This is a genomic window from Micromonospora sp. Utrum1, from assembly GCF_057197805.1.
In genome coordinates this window covers 5837099-5853521 of the sequence record NZ_CM170071.1, presented here as the reverse complement: position 1 = coordinate 5853521, position 16423 = coordinate 5837099, and the positions used below count along the sequence as shown (strand labels likewise).

The following is a 16423-nucleotide window of genomic DNA, read 5'->3' as shown; positions in this document are numbered from 1 at the left end:
CCGGCATGAAGACCGAGTGGAAGATTTTCCTCACCATCGCGACGTTCCTCTTCGGCGCGGCGATCCTCTACGGCGCCTGGACGTACGGCGACGGCGGCCGGGTCGAGTGGGTCGGCACCGTGGCGCTGCTGCTGTCCTTCCTGCTCTGCTCGATGTGCGGCGGCTTCTTCTGGTTCGTCTCGCGCCGCATCGACCTGCGTCCCGAGGACCGGCCGGACGGTGAGATCGCCGACGGCGCGGGCGAGGTCGGCTTCTTCAGCCCGGGCAGCTACTGGCCGTTCGGCCTGGCCCTGGCCGCCGCGATCGCCGGTCTCGGCCTGGTCTTCTGGCAGTTCTGGCTGCTGGGCGCGGGCATGGTGGCGGTCGTCTTCGCCGCCTGCGGCCTGCTCTTCGAGTACTACTCCGGGACCCGCCGCACCGCCGAGCACTGACACCCGAACCAACGGCAAGGCCCGCGCCCCCTTCCGGGGGTCGCGGGCCTTCCGCATTTCTCGCCCCGTCCCGCCCCCGCGTTCCCCGCCCCTGGTGTCGATGATCATGAGGTTGCTGGCGCGAGTCTTCCCTTTTGTCGCGGCGAACTTCATGATCGTCCGCTGGTGGGGGTCTGGAGAGCGCGGCGAGGGCGGCGAGGGCGGCGTGCGCTGCTCGGAGGGGGTCTGCCGGGCGAGGGTGGGCCGGCGGGTCAGGCTGCGCGGCGGTGCGGTGGTGCGGTGGGCGCGTGGCGCTGGGCCAGGCGCGGGGCGCGGAAGGCGAAGGTGGCGATGAGCACGGCCGCGCCGCAGCCGGTGCAGACCAGTTCGGGGCAGTCGGCGCCGTGCCCGTCGACGCAGGTGGGCGCCTCGAACAGCACGACGCCCTCGCAGGTGTCGCAGTAGAGCTCGCGGTCCGACACGGGCGTCTCCTCTCGTTCCGGTGCGCCGAGGGGCGGCATCGGCGGAAAACGGAAAATTACTCCCGTGTAGTTTGGCACGCCGGTCCGACAGAATCGGGCGGTACCCGGCTCAGAGCGTGCCGGCCACCTCGAGCCAGCGCTCCAGGGTGCCGGCGGCCGCGCCGGAGTCGACCGACTCGGTCGCCCGGACCAGGCCGGCGCGCAGCGCCTCGTGCAGGTCGCCGTCGAGCGGGCCCTGGGTGGCCAGCGCGACCGCGGCGTTCACCAGCACCGCGTCGCGGACCGGGCCGGTCTCGCCGGCCAGCAGCCGCCGGACGGCCCCGGCGTTGTACGCCGCGTCACCGCCGCGCAGGTCGGCCAGGGTGGCCCGGGGTACCCCGAGCTCCGTCGCGTCCAGCAGCGCCTCCCTGACGGTGCCCTGCTGGGCCACCCAGACGCGGGTCGGCGCGCCGGTGCTGAACTCGTCCAGCCCGTCCTCGCCGCGCACCACGATCACCGAGTCGCCCCGGGCGGCGAAGACGGCCGCCATCACCGGGGCCATGCGCGGGTCGAAGCAGCCCACCGCGCCGGCCCGCGGGCGGGCCGGGTTGGTCAGCGGGCCGAGGAAGTTGAACGCGGTGGGCACGCCGATCTCGCGGCGGACCGGGCCGGTGTGCCGCATGCCGGGGTGGAACCGGGCGGCGAAGCAGAAGCCGATGCCGGCCTCGATCACGCAGCGGGCCACCTGCTCCGGCTCCAGGTCCAGCGGGACGCCCAGGTACTCCAGCACGTCGGCCGTGCCGCAGGAGGAGGAGGCGGCCCGGTTGCCGTGCTTGACCACGCGGACGCCGGCCCCGGCGACCACGAGCGCGGCCATGGTGGAGATGTTCACGGTGTGGGCGAGGTCGCCGCCGGTGCCCACGACGTCCAGCGCGCCGGCCCGGATCTCCTCGGGCAGCGTCACCGGGACCGCCCGGGTCAGCATGGCCTCGACCAGGCCGCCCAGCTCGGCCGGCGTCTCGCCCTTGGTGCGCAGGGCCACGGCGAAGCCGGCGATCTGGGCCGGGGTGGCCGAGCCGGCCATGATCTCGCCCATCGCCCAGGCGGTGTCGGCGGTGGAGAGTTCCTCGCCGCGCAGCAGCGCGTTGAGCAGAAGCGGCCAGGTCCGTTCGCCCATGGCGGGCCTCCCGAGCGGCGTGTGAGCGGGTGTGGCGGCCGTCATCCGGTCCGTAGCGCCGCCTGGCGCGGGGGCCGGATCATGGCCGGCGGCCTTCATTCGTCCGTAGCGCCGTCTGGCGGCGCGGAGGTTGAACTATGGCCGAAGTCGGCGCCACGGCCGCGTCGCCGTGGCGCCGGAACGACGGCTCCAGGTCGCGGCGCGGCGTCAGACGCGCCGAGCTGGAGTCGTCGCAGGGTGGCTCAGGCCGCGGCGTGGGTGCGCCGCAGCAGGTCGGCGACGGTGGTGCCGGTGGTCACCGGGTCGAGCGGGTGGGTCAGCGTGGCGTCGACCTCGGCGTACGCGGCCAGCCAGCGGTCGGCGGCCCGGGCCAGCACCACGCAGGTCGGCGGGGCGTCGTCCCGGTCGTCCTTGATCTGGCGGGCGATGCCGATGCCACCGCCGGGGCTCGCCTCGCCGTCGAGCAGGAGCAGGTCGATCTCGTAGTCGTCGACCAGCCGGACGCAGCCGGCGTAGTCGGCGGCCTCGACGAACTCGATCTCGAGCCCGGGCGCGGGCCGGGTGCCGACGGCGAGTCGCATCCGGTCACGGACCTTCGGGTCGTCGCTGTAGAGCAGGACGGTGCAAAGACGATCGCTCATCGTGACGTGGCTCCCACTTCGTAGCTGCCCGCTGATCGTAGCGGGCGTCACATCCGGCCGGTCGCCCCGCCCTGGCGACGGTCAGGCGCTCGCCTCCGCGGCGTGCTGGCGGGCCTCCTGGCGGTCGAGCTCGCGGTCCAGCCGGCGGGCCTCGCGCTCGGACTGCTTGATCCACTGGACCACCAGCACGGCCAGCATGGTGACGCTGACGAACTCGCCGCCGGCCCAGAGCACACCGCCGGCGACCACCTGGTCGTTCCACGGGTCGGACCAGCTCAGGTGCAGCGACGGGTACCAGTCGCCGCCGAGCAGTGTGGTGCTCTGCATGATGGTGAGCCCAAGCACGGTGTGGAACGGCACGGAGAGCAGCATGAGCAGCGCCCGGGCCGGGTAGGGCCAGCGCCCGGGCAGCGGGTCCAGGCCGAGCAGCGGCCAGAAGAACACGCAGCCGGTCATGATGAAGTGCGCGTGCACCAGTTCGTGCGCCCACTCGTGCCGCAGGGTGATCTCGTAGAGGCCGCTGAAGTAGAGGGCGAACGGGTTCACCACGAAGATGGCGAACGCCACCAGCGGGAAGCTGTAGACGCGGGCGACCCGGCTGTGCACGATCGCCAGCAGCCGCTTGCGCGGGCGCAGCGGCAGGGTACGCAGGGCGAGCGTCACCGGCGCGCCGAGCGCCAGGAAGATCGGCGCGATCATGGACAGCACCATGTGCTGGATCATGTGCACCGACAGCAGGGCGGTGTCGTAGGCGCCCAGCCCGGTGACCGTGACCGCGGCGATGCCGCCCAGGCCCGGGACGAGGAAGCAGACCGTACGCACCACCGGCCAGCGGTCGCCGCGCAGGCGCAGCCGGTACACCCCGTAGAGGTAGAGACCGGCGGCGAGCACCAGGCCGAGGGTGAGCCAACTGTCCAGCCGGGTCTCGGTCAGGACCCGGGCAACGGTGAACGGCGGCGGGACGGCCTCGCCCCCCGCCGCGAGTGTCGCCGGGGCCACCGAGGTGGCGGCGAAGATCGGATCGACGTGCAGCACGCTTTTCAGGGTAGGTCAGGCGAAGCGGACGACCCCGATCGGGCCACGGATGGCACACGTTTGCCACCCCGCTGATGGTCGGTCCCGGTCAAGGGCAATAATGACCGCGTGACTGCGGCCCCAGCCATTGACAAGAGCCGGATCCACTCCCTGACCCGACCCAACATGGTCAGCGTCGGGACGATCGTGTGGCTCTCCAGCGAACTCATGTTCTTCGCGGCGCTGTTCGCGATGTACTTCTCCATCCGCGCTGCGGCGCCGGAGCAGTGGGAGAAGCACACCGAGATCCTCAACATCCCCTACGCGACCACCTTCACGGTGATCCTGGTGTTGTCCTCGGTCACCTGCCAGCTCGGTGTCTTCGCGGCCGAGAAGGGTGACGTCCACGCCCTGCGTCGGTGGTTCACGATCACCTTCGTGATGGGTCTGATCTTCGTGCTCGGCCAGGCGAACGAGTACCGCAACCTGGTGCACGAGGGCGTCAAGATCAACGAAGACGGTTACGGGTCGATGTTCTACCTGACCACCGGCTTCCACGGTCTGCACGTGACCGGCGGTCTGGTCGCGTTCATCATCTTCATGGTCCGCACCACCATGGGCCGGTTCACCCCGGCGCAGGCGACCTCGGCGATCGTCGTGTCCTACTACTGGCACTTCGTCGACGTCGTGTGGATCGGGCTCTACGCCATGATCTACTGGCTTCAGTGATCTTGGCGCGTCACACATCGCGCCGCTGCTCCGTCCCCTGAGACAAGGTCCAACCGGTTAAGGACACAGGTCATGACTTCTGACAACGACCGCCGACGCGGTCTGCTCGCGCGGCTGCGCGGGCGGCCCGTAGCGCGCAGCAGGGGCCGCCGCCGGCTGGGTGCCGCGGTCCGGCTGGCCGCCGCGCTGATGCTGGCCGGCGGCGCCTACACCGTCTTCGCCCCCGACGTGCAGGCGCAGGACAACCCGCCCCTGAGCGCCGCCGCCAACGAGGGCAAGGCGCTGTTCGACGTGAGCTGTGTGACCTGTCACGGTCGCAACGCCCAGGGCGTCGAGGGACGTGGTCCGAGCCTGATCGGCGTCGGGTCGGCCTCGGTCGAGTTCCAGGTCAGCAGCGGTCGGATGCCCCTGGCCCGGCAGGAAGCCCAGGCCATGCGGAAGCCCCCGCAGTTCACCGACGAGCAGGTGCGCCAGCTCGGCCAGTACATCCAGGAGCTCGGCGGCGGCCCGCAGGTGCCGCAGGGTGACCTGCGCGAGGGCGCGAACCTCTCCACCGGTGGTGAGCTGTTCCGGATCAACTGCTCGCAGTGCCACGCCTTCGGCGCCGGCGGCGGCGCCCTCTCCTCGGGCAAGTACGCGCCGAGCCTGAAGCCGGCCAGCGACCGGCAGATCTACGCCGCGATGCTGAGCGGCCCGCAGAACATGCCGGTGTTCGGCGACAACCAGATCACTCCGGAGCAGAAGGCGGACATCATCGCCTACATCCAGGAGACCCTGAAGGAGAACCAGGACCAGGGCGGTTTCAACCTGGGCCGGTACGGCCCGTCGACCGAGGGTCTCGCGATCTTCCTGGTCGGCATCGTCGCGCTGGTCTTCGCGAGCCTGTGGATTGCGGGCAAGTCGTGACCGGGCGGATCATTCGTTTCAGTGCTGTGGCGCCGACCCCCGGCGCCACCCGTAGCGAGGTGACGGAATGAGCACCCACACCGAGCCGCAGGCCCCGCAGGGCCGGGAGCCGCTCGACGTGAACGACCCGCGGCTCTCCCGGTTCGAGATCGTCCAGGAGGGCGCGCGGCGGGACGACATCGAGATCGTCCACTACGAGCCGCAGGTGGTCGCCGGCAGCAAGGCGGAGCGCCGGCTGACCCGCACGGTCGCCTCGATGTTCCTGCTGACCGGCGCCGCCGCCACCGCGTTCCTGGTCATCTACATCTGGTGGCCGTGGAAGTGGGAGGCCGGCCGCGGCGGCGACAAGTTCTACACCCCGCTGCTCGGCGTGACCCTCGGCATCGCCCTCCTCGCCGTCGGCTTCGGCATCCTCACCTGGGGCAAGAAGCTGCTGCCCAAGGAGGTGTCGATCCAGGACCGGCACGACCAGCCGGGTTCTCCGGAGGACCGCCGGATCACCGGTGAGACCATGGTCTACATGGCCGACGAGCTCGGGGTGAAGCGCCGGCCGCTGCTCGGCCTCTCGCTCCTCGCCGGCCTGGCGCCGGTCGGCGCGGTCGTCGCGGCGCCGCTGGTCGGTGGCCTGATCTCGCACCCGCACAAGAACAACCAGATGTTCACCACCGGCTTCGCGCCGGCCGAGGGCGGCGAGCGGATCCGGCTGGTCCGCGAGGACGGCCGGCCGATCCGCCCGGCGGACGTCAGCGTCGGCGGCCAACTCACCGTGTTCCCGGGCATCGACGGCGGCGTGAGCAACAAGCACGCCGACTCGCCGACCCTGCTGATCCACCTGCGCGAGGACGACGCGCAGAAGTCGCGCGCCGCCAACGAGCGCAAGGGCCACGGCGACTTCATGTGGGGCAACTTCGTCGCGTTCTCCAAGATCTGCACGCACGCCGGTTGCCCGGCCAGCCTCTACGAGCAGCAGACCAACCGGCTGCTCTGCCCCTGCCACCAGTCGCAGTTCCTCATCACCGACAACGCCATGCCGGTCTTCGGCCCGGCGAACCGGCCGCTGCCGCAGCTGCCGATCGAGGTGGACGAGGAGGGCTTCTTCGTGGCGAGGTCCGACTACACCGAAACCATCGGTCCCGACTTCTGGGAGCGGCCATGAAGCGCCGAAAGTTTGATGCGGCCGCGTTGCCGGCCAAAACCGCCGGAGCGGTGGACGACCGCTTCCAGGTGGCCACCCCGCTGCGCAAGCTGCTGAACAAGGTCTTCCCGGACCACTGGTCCTTCCTGCTGGGCGAGATCGCGCTCTTCTCGTTCATCGTCCTGCTGCTGACCGGTGTCTTCCTGACCTTCTTCTTCGAGCCGTCGATGACCGAGGTGGTCTACGACGGCAGCTACGCCCCGCTGCGGGGCACCCCGATGTCGGCCGCGTACGCCTCCAGCCTGGACCTGTCGTTCGACGTCCGGGGCGGGCTGATCATGCGGCAGATGCACCACTGGGCGGCGCTGCTGTTCATGGCCGCGATCGTGGTGCACATGCTGCGGGTCTTCTTCACCGGCGCGTTCCGCAAGCCGCGGGAGACGAACTGGATCATCGGCTCGCTGTTGTTCTGGGTCGGCTTCCTGGCCGGCTTCACCGGCTACTCGCTGCCGGACGACGGCCTCTCCGGCACCGGTCTGCGGATCGCCTCCGGCATCATGCTGTCGATCCCGGTGATCGGCTCCTGGGTCACCTCGTCGGTCTTCGGTGGGGAGTTCCCGGGCACCATCATCATCAGCCGCTTCTTCATCGCCCACGTGCTGCTCATCCCGGGTCTGCTGGTGGCGCTGATCAGCGTCCACCTGGGCCTGGTCTTCAAGCAGAAGCACACCCAGTGGCCCGGCCCCGGCCGGACCAACGAGAACGTGGTCGGCGAGCGGATGTTCCCGCGCTACGCGCTCAAGCAGGGCGGCTTCTTCATGGTCGTCTTCGGCGTGATCGCGATGATGGGCGGCCTGTTCCAGATCAACCCGATCTGGTACTTCGGCCCGTACGAGGCGTGGGTGGTCTCGGCCGCCAGCCAGCCCGACTGGTACGTCATGTTCCTCGACGGCTCGACCCGACTCATGCCGGCGTGGGAGATCAGCATCCCCCTCGGGGACGGCTACGTCATCCCGCCGCTGTTCTGGCCGACCGTGGTGCTGCCGGGCATCCTGGTGATGATCTCCCTGTTCTATCCGTTCCTGGAGGCCCGCCACCTCAAGGACTACAAGCACCACAACCTGCTCCAGCGGCCCCGGGACACCCCGGCCCGCACCGCGGCGGGTGCCATGGCGGTCGGCTTCTTCCTGGTCCTCACGCTCTCCGGCGGCAACGACGTCATCGCCGACAAGTTCCACATCAGTTTGAACGCGATGACCTGGGCCGGCCGGATCGGCCTGCTGGTCGTCCCGCCGCTGGCCTACTACGTCACCTACCGGTTCTGCCTGGGCCTGCAGCAGCACGACCGGGAGGTGCTGGCCCACGGTGTGGAGACCGGCATCATCCGGCGGCTGCCCGACGGCCGGTTCGTCGAGGTCCACCAGCCGCTGACCCCGGTCGACGGGCACGACGGGCACGGCCCGGCGCTGGACTACGCCGGCTGGGTGGTGCCGAAGAAGATGAACCGGCTCGGCGCGCTCGGGCCGGCCATCCGGGGCTTCTTCTACCCGATCGAGCGGCCGGCCGAGGCGCCGGTCTCGCCGGGTCACCCGCCGGTCGAACCCCGACCGGAGCGGGAGGAGATCACCAGCGGCGAGAGCCGCCGCTGACCCGCCCGGATACGACTGACCGTGGCGCCCGCCGGATCACCCGGCGGGCGCCACGGCCGTTTCCGGCCCGGCCGTCCCGTTCCGCCCGCCGGACGCCGGTCGGCCCCGCTCCGGTGTCCCGCCACCCCCTGACACGGACGGGTGGAATCGCAGGAATAACCCCGGTCAGCCGGGTATCCGTGCGGTCCAACGTCTCAAGGGGGGGAAAGCATGTTGGGAATCAAACGTCTGGGCCTGCTGGCCGCGCTGGTGCTCGTGGGACTGGCACCAGCCGCCGCGGCCCAGGCCGCGGCCCAGCCGTCGACGCAGGACACCCAGTATCTGCAGGCGGTGCACCAGGTCAACCTGTTCGAGATCACCGCGGGTAACCTGGCGCAGCAGAAGGGCCAGAATCAGCAGGTCAAGGACCTGGGCAAGATGTTCGTGACGGACCACACCCAGCTGGACCAGACGGTGCAGTCCACCGCCCAGCAGCTCAACGTCCAGCTGCCGGCCGACCCGACCGCCGACCAGCAGCAGGTCCTCGACCGGCTGAACAACCTCAGCGGCGCCGAGTTCGACAAGGCGTGGGTGACCGCTCAGTTGGCCGGCCACGTCCAGGCCATCCAGGCCACCCAGACCGAGATCTCGCAGGGTTCCGAGCAGTCGGTGGTCCAGATCGCCCAGGACGCCCTGCCGGTCCTCCAGGCGCACTACGACGCGCTGGTGGCCCTGGCTCAGACCCTGGGCGTCCCGGTCCCGCAGACCAGCGCCAGCGGCACGCCCGCCCCGGGCGGCTCCGGCACGGAGTCGCCGGCTCCGGGCGGCACCGGCACCGAGGAGCCCGGTCCGGGCACCACGGAGACCCCGGCGCCCGGCCAGAGCTGACGCGTACGGCCCACGGTGGCCGGGCCGCCCCGCGGGGCGGCCCGGCCACCCGCGTACGGGTCAGTCGGCGTTGGCCAGCCCGATCGCGAACGCCTCCTCCAGGTCGTGCTGCGAGTAGGCGCGGAACGCAATGTGCGACTCCGTGTTGATCACGCCGGGCACCTTGGAGATGCTGCCGGCGATGACCTGGGCGATCTGCTCGAACTCGCGGACCCGGACCATGGCGATCAGGTCGACGTGCCCGGCCACCGAGTAGACCTCGCTGACGCCGGGCAGGTTGGCGAGCGTCTCGGCCACCTCGGGGATGGAGTCGGTGGCGCAGTCGATCAGCACGATCGCGGTGATCACGGGACATTTCTCCGTTCGTCGACGTCGAGGCCCATGCTAAGGGCTGCGGGGGTCACCGGGCCGCCGGGACGGTCAGGTCGGCGCCGGCCCGGATCACGCCGCGGAGGCGTTCCCCCGCGGCGACCGTCGCGCCGGGCCACACGACCGACCGGTCCACCGCGCCGCGCACCACCGCGCCCGCCCCGATCACCGAGCGGGTCACCTGCCCCTCCACCCTGGCGGACGGGTCGACCAGGCCGCCGGGGCCGGCCGCGTGCAGGTTGGCTGCCAGGTAGTCGGCCGGGGTGCCGGTGTCGTAGAAGGTGCCCCGGTAGGGGACCACGGTGAGCGCGCCGGCCGCCTCCGCCGGCCGCCAGACCGCCCGGACCAGGTCGCCGAAGCTCGCCGGCAGTTGCCGGACCAGACGCCAGGGCAGCAGCGAGAATCCCACGAACCGGTGGCCGCCGAAGGTGCCGGGGGCCGCCGGGTCGTCCGCCGGCTGGCCGAGCAGGCGTACGCTCCGCCCGTCCCAGCCGTCCAGCAGCGCCGCCACGTCCGGCCCCGGCGGGACGCCCGGATCGACGAGGTACGCGTCGGCGTTGCCGACCAGCACCCCCCGCCCGGCGATCCAGTCCCGCAGCTTGCCCACCCCGCCGGCGGTGCCGAGCGGGTCGCCCGGCTCGACCGACAGGTGCGCCCGGGCGCCCACGTGCGCCACCACCTGCCCGCCCAGGTAGCAGGCGTTCACCGCGACCCGGTCCGGCCCGGCCAGGCCCAGCCCGGCCAGCCGGTCCAGTGCCCGGTCGAGCAGCGGCACGTTGCCGACCGGGCAGAGCGCCTTCGGCAGGTGCTCGGTGAGCGGACGCAGCCGGGTGCCCTCGCCGGCGGCGAGCACCACCCCACAGACCTCCACGGCGGCCCGCCAGCCGGGCCCGGTCGCCGCCGCCCCGGAGGCGGTCACGCGGCCGGTGGCGCCGCCGGCGGGACCTCGCCGGCGTGCGGGCCGATCCCGTAGTACCGGAGCAGGTTGGCGGTGGCCCGGCTCAGCCGGGGCAGGTCGTCCAGCGGGTGCCAGGCGGCCTCGAAGACCTCGGCGCCGTCCACGGTCAGGTCGGTGCGGGAGGCGGGCACCTCGGCCTCGAAGACCACGTCCACCCAGCCCTTGGCGTGCACCACGGCGTTCGGCACGGCCGGGCGGAGCCGGTCGGGAGAGAGCCGGATGCCGGACTCCTCGTACAGTTCGCGGGCCGCGCCCACCACCGGCGCCTCGCCCCGTTGCAGCAGCCCGGCCGGGAGGGTCCAGCTGTGGCCGGGCGGCTGGCGCAGCAGCAGGATCCGCCCCGCCCCGTCGGCCTCGGTGTCCCGGACCAGGGTGACCGCGCCGACGATGTACTTCGGCACGGCGAGCCGGACCAGCCGGCGCCGCAGCGGGACCGGGAGCCGGTAGAAGATCTGGTAGCCGAGGGCCCGTCCGGTGGCACGCGCGCGGGGGATCATGCCTGTAAGGCTAGTTGCCGGGCGGCCCCGGCGGATGAGCGGAGTTCGGCTACTGCCGGTGGTCGACCAGATCGATCAGTTGCCGGACCACCGTGTCCGGCTCCACCGTGCGGTCGAAGACCGCCACCAGCAGGGTCTCCAGGTCGGGGTAGCCCAGTTCCTCGGAGAGCCGCAGCAGCGGCAGGTCGCTGGCCAGGCCCCGGTCGTGCTTGCGCAGCGCCAGGCCGATGGTGGCCCGGCCGAGGCGTACCTTGTCGGCGATCGAGATGCCCGGCTCGGTGTGCTCGGCGAACCAGCGGTTGATCTGCATCTGGGCGTGCGGGGACTTGACGAAGCCGAGCCACTCCCGGCGCGGCCCACGCGGCGCCACGTCGACCTCGAAGCCGCTCTCCGCGTCGCTCTCGGTGAAGATCTCCACCACGTCGCCCTCCTCCAGTTCGGAGGAGAGCGGGGCCAGCCGGCCGTTGATCCGCGCGGCGAGGCAGTGGTCGCCCCGCTCGGTGCCCAACTCGTAGGCGAGGTCGACCGGGGTGGCCCCGGCCGGCAGCACCACCTGCCGCCCGTCGGCGACCACCTGGATCTGCGCCTCGGCCAGGTCGCAGCGCAGCGACTCCATGAACTGGATGGGGTCGACCGTCTCCTGCTCCCAGTCGAGCACCCGGCGCAGCCAGGCCAGCTCGTCCGACCGGTCGGCCGCCCGGCCGGAGGCGCGCGGGAAGCGGTAGTGGGCGGCGACCCCGTATTCCGCCGCGCGGTGCATCTCCTCGGTGCGGATCAGCACCTCGACGGTCCGGTCCTGCGGACCGCAGACGCTGGTGTGCAGGGACCGGTAGAGGTTGTTCTTCGGCGAGGCGATGAAGTCCTTGAAGCGGCCCGGCACCGGCCGCCAGAGCCCGTGCACCGCGCCGAGCGCGGCGTAGCAGTCGGTCGCCGGGCCGTCCACCACGATGGCGATGCGGGGCAGGTCGTACGGGGCGGCGTGGTCGCCGGCCACCGTGTCCTTCCAGATCGAGTAGAGGTGCCGGGGGCGGGGGCCGACCTCGGCGTCCACCCGGCTGCGGCGCAACGCCACCCGCGTCTTCGCCACCACATCGTCGAGGTAGGCGTCCCAGCCCGGCCGGTCGTGCACGAACCGGGCGATCCGCGCGTGCTCCTCCGGCTGCAGGTGCAGCAGCACCACGTCGTCCAGCTCGCGTTTGAGGGTCTGGATGCCCAGCCGGTCGCAGAGCGGGACGAGCACCTCCTGGGTCTTGCGGGCGATCCGCTCCCGGGAGGCGGCCGAGCGGACCCCGAGGGTGCGCATGTTGTGCAGCCGGTCGGCCAGCTTGATGATCAGCACCCGGACGTCCTTGCCGGCCGCCACGATCATCTTGCGCACGGTCTCCGCCTCGGCGGCCTTGCCGTAGAACGCCTTGTCGAACTTGGTCACCCCGTCGACCAGGTGGGCCACCTGGCGCCCGAAGTCCTCCTGGAGCGCCTGGAGGGTGTAGCGGGTGTCCTCCACCGTGTCGTGCAACAGCGCGGCGACCAGGGTGGTGGTGTCCATGCCGAGGTCCGCGCAGATCTGGGCGACCGCGAGCGGATGGGTGATGTACGGCTCGCCGCTCTTGCGGAACTGGCCCCGGTGCATGTTCTCGGCGATCGTGTAGGCCCGCCGCAGCACCGACGCGTCGGCGCTGGGATGGATGCCGCGATGGGCGCGGACCAGCGCGGTGACCGGGTCGTTGTCGGTGGTGGGCCAGGTGAGCAGGGAACGCAGCCGACGGGAGAGCGGTAGCTCGGCGGGCTGGGTCGGGAGGGCGCCGCCCAGGGCGGCGCCGTGTCCGGCGTCGACGTCCACCTGGGACACCTCCTCACCCCGGCCCCGGGCCGCCGGGACCGGCGACCGGGAGCAGGCCCGCGAATCGGGCAGGACTGCACTTCTCTAACAGCCTAAGGGAGTCGACGTAGTCCGATCGGACACTTGGTCATGAGCGTTCGGTTGAGAGTTGGCGGGATCCGGCGTTCTCCGCCTTGGTCAAGAGGTCGCGGAACCGGCCCGCGCCGGCGACCGGCGAGGCCCACCCGGCCGAAATCTCCACCAGCCGGGTCTCCGGTCGCTCCAACCAGGACAGGATCCGCTCGGTCTCCTCCGCGGTGGCGGCCGGCACCGGGCCGTGCCCGGGCAGGACCGTCTCGGCGGTGGCCCGGATCGCGGCGATGGTCGGTCGCGGGTGGACACCCGGCGGGGACACCCCGGCCCCGGCCAGCCGGCCGTGGCGGACCAGGGCCAGCTCCCAGCCGCCCCGGGCGGCCGGGCGGGCGGCGGCCAGCTCGGCGATGCCGGTCAGCGCGGCCAGCCGCTGCATCCGGACGGCCGCGCGGAGGACCGCGGCCAGCCGGCTGCGGACGACCGCGGCCTCCTCGTAGCGCTGGGCGGCGGAGAGCACCTCGATCCGGGCCAGCAGGGCGTCCACCACCACCTGCGGGTCGTCCCGCGTGGCGGTGCGGAACGGGACGGCGGCGCGGTCGTCGTACTCCTCGGGGGTGATCCGGTGTTCGCAGGGCGCCGGGCAGCGACCCAGCTCGGCCAGCGCGCAGGCCGGCATGGTGGTGCGCCGGGACAGCCGGTGGGTGCACTGGCGCAGCGGCACCGCGTCGTGGAACCCGGCGGCGGCCAGCTCGGCGGCCTGCTTGGACCGGAACGGGCCGAGGTAGGCCGAGTCGGTGGGGGCGAGATCGCGCACGATCGACAACCGCGGGTAGGCCTCGTCGGTCAGCTTCAGCCAAACCTGCCGTTCCGGGTACTTCGACCGCCGGTTGTACGGCGGCGCGTGCGCGGCGATCAGCCGCAGCTCGCGCACCTCGGCCTCCAGCGAGTGGGCGCACTCGACCGCCTCCACCCGCTCGGCGGCGGCCAGCATCTCGGAGATCCGGGCCCGCTTCTCGGCCGCCGTGAAGTAGCTGCGCACCCGGGTGGCGATGTCGCCGGAGGTGCCGACGTAGAGCGGCCGGTCGTCGGCGGCCCGGAAGATGTAGACCCCGGGCACCTTCGGCAGCCCGTCGGCGAGGTGCCGCTTGCGGCGCTGCGTCGGGGTGACCGCCCGGGCGAACTCGATGGCCTCGCCGACGGTGTCCACCCGGTGCCCGCCGAGCCGGCCGATCAGCCCGTGCAGCACGTCGACGGTGGCCTTGGCGTCGTCGAGCGCGCGGTGCGTCGGCTGGGTGGCGGTGCGGAAGTAGGCCGCCAGGGTGCCCAGCTTGCGGTTGGGCACCTCGTCGCGGGTCAGCACCCGGCGGGCCAGCGCGGCGGTGTCCAGCACCCGGGGGTTGGGCCAGGGGTAGCCGTGCCGGGCGCAGGCGGCCTTGAGGAAGCCCACGTCGTAGGGGGCGTTGTGGGCCACCAGGACGGCGTCGGAGATGAACTCCAGGAAGCTCGGCAGCACCTGCTCGATCGGCGGGGCGGGGAGCAGCATGGCCTGGGTGATCCCGGTCAGCACGGTGATGAACGGCGGGATCGGCACCCCCGGGTTGACCAGGGTGGCCAGCACGCCCAGCTCCTCGCCGCCGCGCACCTTCACGGCGCCGATCTCGGTGATCCCCCCGCCGTCCGGCGCACCGCCGGTGGTCTCCAGGTCGACCACCACGAAGGTGGTCGCGTAGAGCGGCAGCGCGGGGTCGACCCCCGTGCCCGCCACCCGGTCCAGGCCGGCCAGCGACTCCTGGACGTACTCCGCTCGCGTCACCCGCGGCACGCTAGCGGCGGGGTCCGACACTCCCGTCCCAGCAGTCCCAGCCGTTACCACGGAGCTAGGATGAGAGATCGGCTCACTCACCGGGCGGTGGGCCCGTTCGGGGTGGGAGACTTGCCACATGCCCCTCACCGAGCCGCACCACGACCACTCCTCCCCGGAGGAGCCGGTGGTCGGCGCGCAGGACGCCGGTGAGAGCCCGTCGGCCCCGCCCGAGCCGGAGCCGACCCTGCCCGAGCCGGTCCGGCAGCGGATCGTGGCGCTCACCGCCGCGGTGCTGCCCGGGCTGGCCGCCGACGAGGTGCCGGTGCCGCTGCGCCGGGTGGCCAAGTTCGCCCCCAACCGGCGCGCCCGGCTCGGCGCCCCGGCCATCGCCGCCCAGCTCACCGCCGACCCGCTGTTCCGGCAGCGGATCACCGCCCGGGTGCTCGCCGACGCCGGCGACCTGGGCGCGGCCGTGGTGGAGGGGACCGCCCCGGCGGCGGCCGACCCGGTCGAGGTGGCCGCGCTGGCCTACCTGGCCCGGCCGCGGGGCTGGCGGGAGTTGATCGAGGCGAGCGGCGCCGCGGTGCGCGCCGAGGCGGACAGCGCCGTGGTGGCCGAGCTGGTCCGCGAGGCCGAGCAGCGGGCCACCCGCGCCGAGCACGACCGGGCGGTGGCCCGGGTGGAGGCGGAGAAGCTCCGCGATGAGCTCGCCCGGGTCCGCGAGGAGCTGGGCCAGCTCCGCGAGGAGGCCCGGCAGCTTGCGCGTACCCTCCGGGAGACCCAGGCCCGGGAGCGCAGGGCCACCGAGATGCTGGCCACCGAGCGGGGCCGGGCCGCCCGCGCGGCGGCCGACGCGGACGCCGAGCTGCGCCGCGCCCGGGCCCGGCTGGCCGAGGCGGAGGCCGCGGCCGGGGCGGCCCGGGTCAGCGCCAAGGAGGCCCGCTCGGTCGACGAGGCGAGGCTGTGGCTGCTGCTGGAGACGATCGGGCAGGCCGCGGTCGGGCTCCGCCGCGAGCTGGCCCTGGACCCGGTGGAGAAGCTGCCCGCCGACTTCGTCGCTGACGCGTTCGCCGACCAGACGGGCGCCGCCCCGGCCGGGGCCGCCGCCCGGGCCCGGGACACCGACGACCCGGCCCGGCTCGACCAGCTGCTCGCCCTGCCCAAGGCGCACCTGGTGGTGGACGGCTACAACGTCACCAAGCGCGGCTTCGGTGAGATGTCGCTGGAGCAGCAGCGCAAGCGGCTGATCAGCGGTCTGGGCGGGATCGCCGCGCAGACCGGCGACGAGGTCACCGTGGTCTTCGACGGCGCCGAGCGGATGCACGGGCTGCCGCCCACGCCGCGCGGGGTGCGGGTGCTCTTCTCGCACAAGGGGGAGACCGCGGACGAGCTGATCCGCCGGCTGGTCCGCGCCGAGCCGGCCGGGCGGCCGGTGGTGGTGGTCTCCTCCGACCGCGAGGTCGCCGACGGCGTACGCCGGCACGGCGCCTACCCGCTCGGAGCCGACTCGCTGCTGCGGCGGCTCGCCCGCTCCTGACGCGCGATGATCGGATTCGGGGTGGGTACTGCCTCGTTGTCCGGTTCTGTCATACCCCCGGCCTAGCCTCGTGGTGACCGACGGTGGTGGGCTCCTCTCCTGTCCGCCACCGGCGACAGCGTCAGGAGGCGTTGATGCTCATCGACTGCGACACCTGCGGGATCCGCGGCGCCGGGTGCTCCGGCTGCCTGGTGACCGCGTTGCTCGACACCGGCTCCGCGGCGGCCGACCTGGGCCCCGCCGAGCACCGGGCGATCGAGGTGTTCGCCCGGGCCGGGTTCGAGGTGCAGGTGCTGCCCGCCCCGCCCGCTCCCCGGCGGCCGGTCCGCCGCCGCCGGGTCGCCTGATCCCCCACGG

At 72.8% G+C, this 16423-nt stretch carries 17 protein-coding genes; 8 read left to right on the top strand and 9 right to left on the bottom strand.

Annotated elements, in window-relative coordinates; genetic code table 11:
• The first annotated feature begins 5 nt into the window (after positions 1-5).
• On the top strand, positions 6-431 hold the full coding sequence (locus AC0OLQ_RS27395; protein WP_484528644.1) for a cytochrome c oxidase subunit 4: 426 nt from the start codon (positions 6-8) through the stop codon (positions 429-431).
• A 251-nt stretch (positions 432-682) separates the two neighbouring features.
• Here the strand turns inward: AC0OLQ_RS27395 and AC0OLQ_RS27390 are convergent, their stop codons facing one another.
• The 4 genes from AC0OLQ_RS27390 to AC0OLQ_RS27375 form a co-directional block, all read right to left on the bottom strand.
• Positions 683-892 (bottom strand): hypothetical protein, encoded by a 210-nt coding sequence (locus AC0OLQ_RS27390; RefSeq protein ID WP_357335545.1) that lies wholly within the window; start codon positions 890-892, stop codon positions 683-685.
• Between the two features lie 109 nt (positions 893-1001).
• Positions 1002-2048, bottom strand: a complete 1047-nt coding sequence (gene trpD / locus AC0OLQ_RS27385; RefSeq protein ID WP_484528643.1) for an anthranilate phosphoribosyltransferase — start codon at positions 2046-2048, stop codon at positions 1002-1004.
• A 242-nt stretch (positions 2049-2290) separates the two neighbouring features.
• Positions 2291-2689, bottom strand: coding sequence for a hypothetical protein (locus AC0OLQ_RS27380; protein WP_357335540.1), 399 nt, complete (start codon positions 2687-2689; stop codon positions 2291-2293).
• Positions 2690-2770: 81 nt separating this feature from the next.
• Positions 2771-3724: a cytochrome c oxidase assembly protein gene (locus AC0OLQ_RS27375; protein ID WP_484528642.1), complete on the bottom strand. Its 954-nt coding sequence runs from the start codon at positions 3722-3724 to the stop codon at positions 2771-2773.
• Between the two features lie 108 nt (positions 3725-3832).
• On the opposite strand from AC0OLQ_RS27375, the gene ctaE reads away from it, so the two are divergent.
• From ctaE to AC0OLQ_RS27350, 5 genes are all read left to right on the top strand, one after another.
• Positions 3833-4432 (top strand): aa3-type cytochrome oxidase subunit III, encoded by a 600-nt coding sequence (ctaE, locus tag AC0OLQ_RS27370; protein WP_357335535.1) that lies wholly within the window; start codon positions 3833-3835, stop codon positions 4430-4432.
• A 72-nt stretch (positions 4433-4504) separates the two neighbouring features.
• A complete protein-coding gene (qcrC, locus tag AC0OLQ_RS27365; protein ID WP_484528641.1) occupies positions 4505-5338 on the top strand; it encodes a cytochrome bc1 complex diheme cytochrome c subunit in 834 nt (277 codons plus the stop codon).
• Positions 5339-5405: 67 nt separating this feature from the next.
• Positions 5406-6494 carry a cytochrome bc1 complex Rieske iron-sulfur subunit gene (gene qcrA / locus AC0OLQ_RS27360; protein WP_357335530.1) on the top strand — a complete coding sequence of 363 codons (1089 nt, stop codon included), beginning with the start codon at positions 5406-5408 and terminating at the stop codon, positions 6492-6494.
• Positions 6491-8122, top strand: a complete 1632-nt coding sequence (gene qcrB / locus AC0OLQ_RS27355; RefSeq protein WP_357335527.1) for a cytochrome bc1 complex cytochrome b subunit — start codon at positions 6491-6493, stop codon at positions 8120-8122. Before qcrA ends, qcrB begins: the two co-directional genes overlap by 4 nt.
• A 210-nt stretch (positions 8123-8332) precedes the next feature.
• Positions 8333-8989, top strand: coding sequence for a DUF4142 domain-containing protein (locus AC0OLQ_RS27350; RefSeq protein WP_357335525.1), 657 nt, complete (start codon positions 8333-8335; stop codon positions 8987-8989).
• A gap of 60 nt (positions 8990-9049) precedes the next feature.
• Here the strand turns inward: AC0OLQ_RS27350 and AC0OLQ_RS27345 are convergent, their stop codons facing one another.
• The 5 genes from AC0OLQ_RS27345 to AC0OLQ_RS27325 form a co-directional block, all read right to left on the bottom strand.
• Positions 9050-9337 (bottom strand): Lrp/AsnC family transcriptional regulator, encoded by a 288-nt coding sequence (locus AC0OLQ_RS27345; protein ID WP_091122500.1) that lies wholly within the window; start codon positions 9335-9337, stop codon positions 9050-9052.
• 52 nt (positions 9338-9389) lie between these two features.
• Positions 9390-10277 carry a nucleotidyltransferase family protein gene (locus tag AC0OLQ_RS27340; RefSeq protein ID WP_484528640.1) on the bottom strand — a complete coding sequence of 296 codons (888 nt, stop codon included), beginning with the start codon at positions 10275-10277 and terminating at the stop codon, positions 9390-9392.
• Positions 10274-10813, bottom strand: coding sequence for an NUDIX hydrolase (locus AC0OLQ_RS27335; RefSeq protein ID WP_357335520.1), 540 nt, complete (start codon positions 10811-10813; stop codon positions 10274-10276). The genes AC0OLQ_RS27340 and AC0OLQ_RS27335 overlap by 4 nt, the downstream gene beginning before the upstream one ends.
• Before the next feature lie 49 nt (positions 10814-10862).
• Complete coding sequence (locus AC0OLQ_RS27330; RefSeq protein ID WP_484532449.1) at positions 10863-12653, bottom strand: RelA/SpoT family protein; 1791 nt, start codon at positions 12651-12653, stop codon at positions 10863-10865.
• A gap of 127 nt (positions 12654-12780) precedes the next feature.
• The gene (locus tag AC0OLQ_RS27325) at positions 12781-14538 is read right to left on the bottom strand and encodes a DEDD exonuclease domain-containing protein (RefSeq protein WP_484528639.1); all 1758 of its coding nucleotides are present in this window, start codon (positions 14536-14538) and stop codon (positions 12781-12783) included.
• A gap of 127 nt (positions 14539-14665) precedes the next feature.
• On the opposite strand from AC0OLQ_RS27325, the gene AC0OLQ_RS27320 reads away from it, so the two are divergent.
• Positions 14666-16066, top strand: a complete 1401-nt coding sequence (locus AC0OLQ_RS27320) for an NYN domain-containing protein (RefSeq protein WP_357335516.1) — start codon at positions 14666-14668, stop codon at positions 16064-16066.
• Positions 16067-16200: 134 nt separating this feature from the next.
• Positions 16201-16413 (top strand): hypothetical protein, encoded by a 213-nt coding sequence (locus AC0OLQ_RS27315; RefSeq protein ID WP_357335515.1) that lies wholly within the window; start codon positions 16201-16203, stop codon positions 16411-16413.
• Positions 16414-16423: the final 10 nt, after the last annotated feature.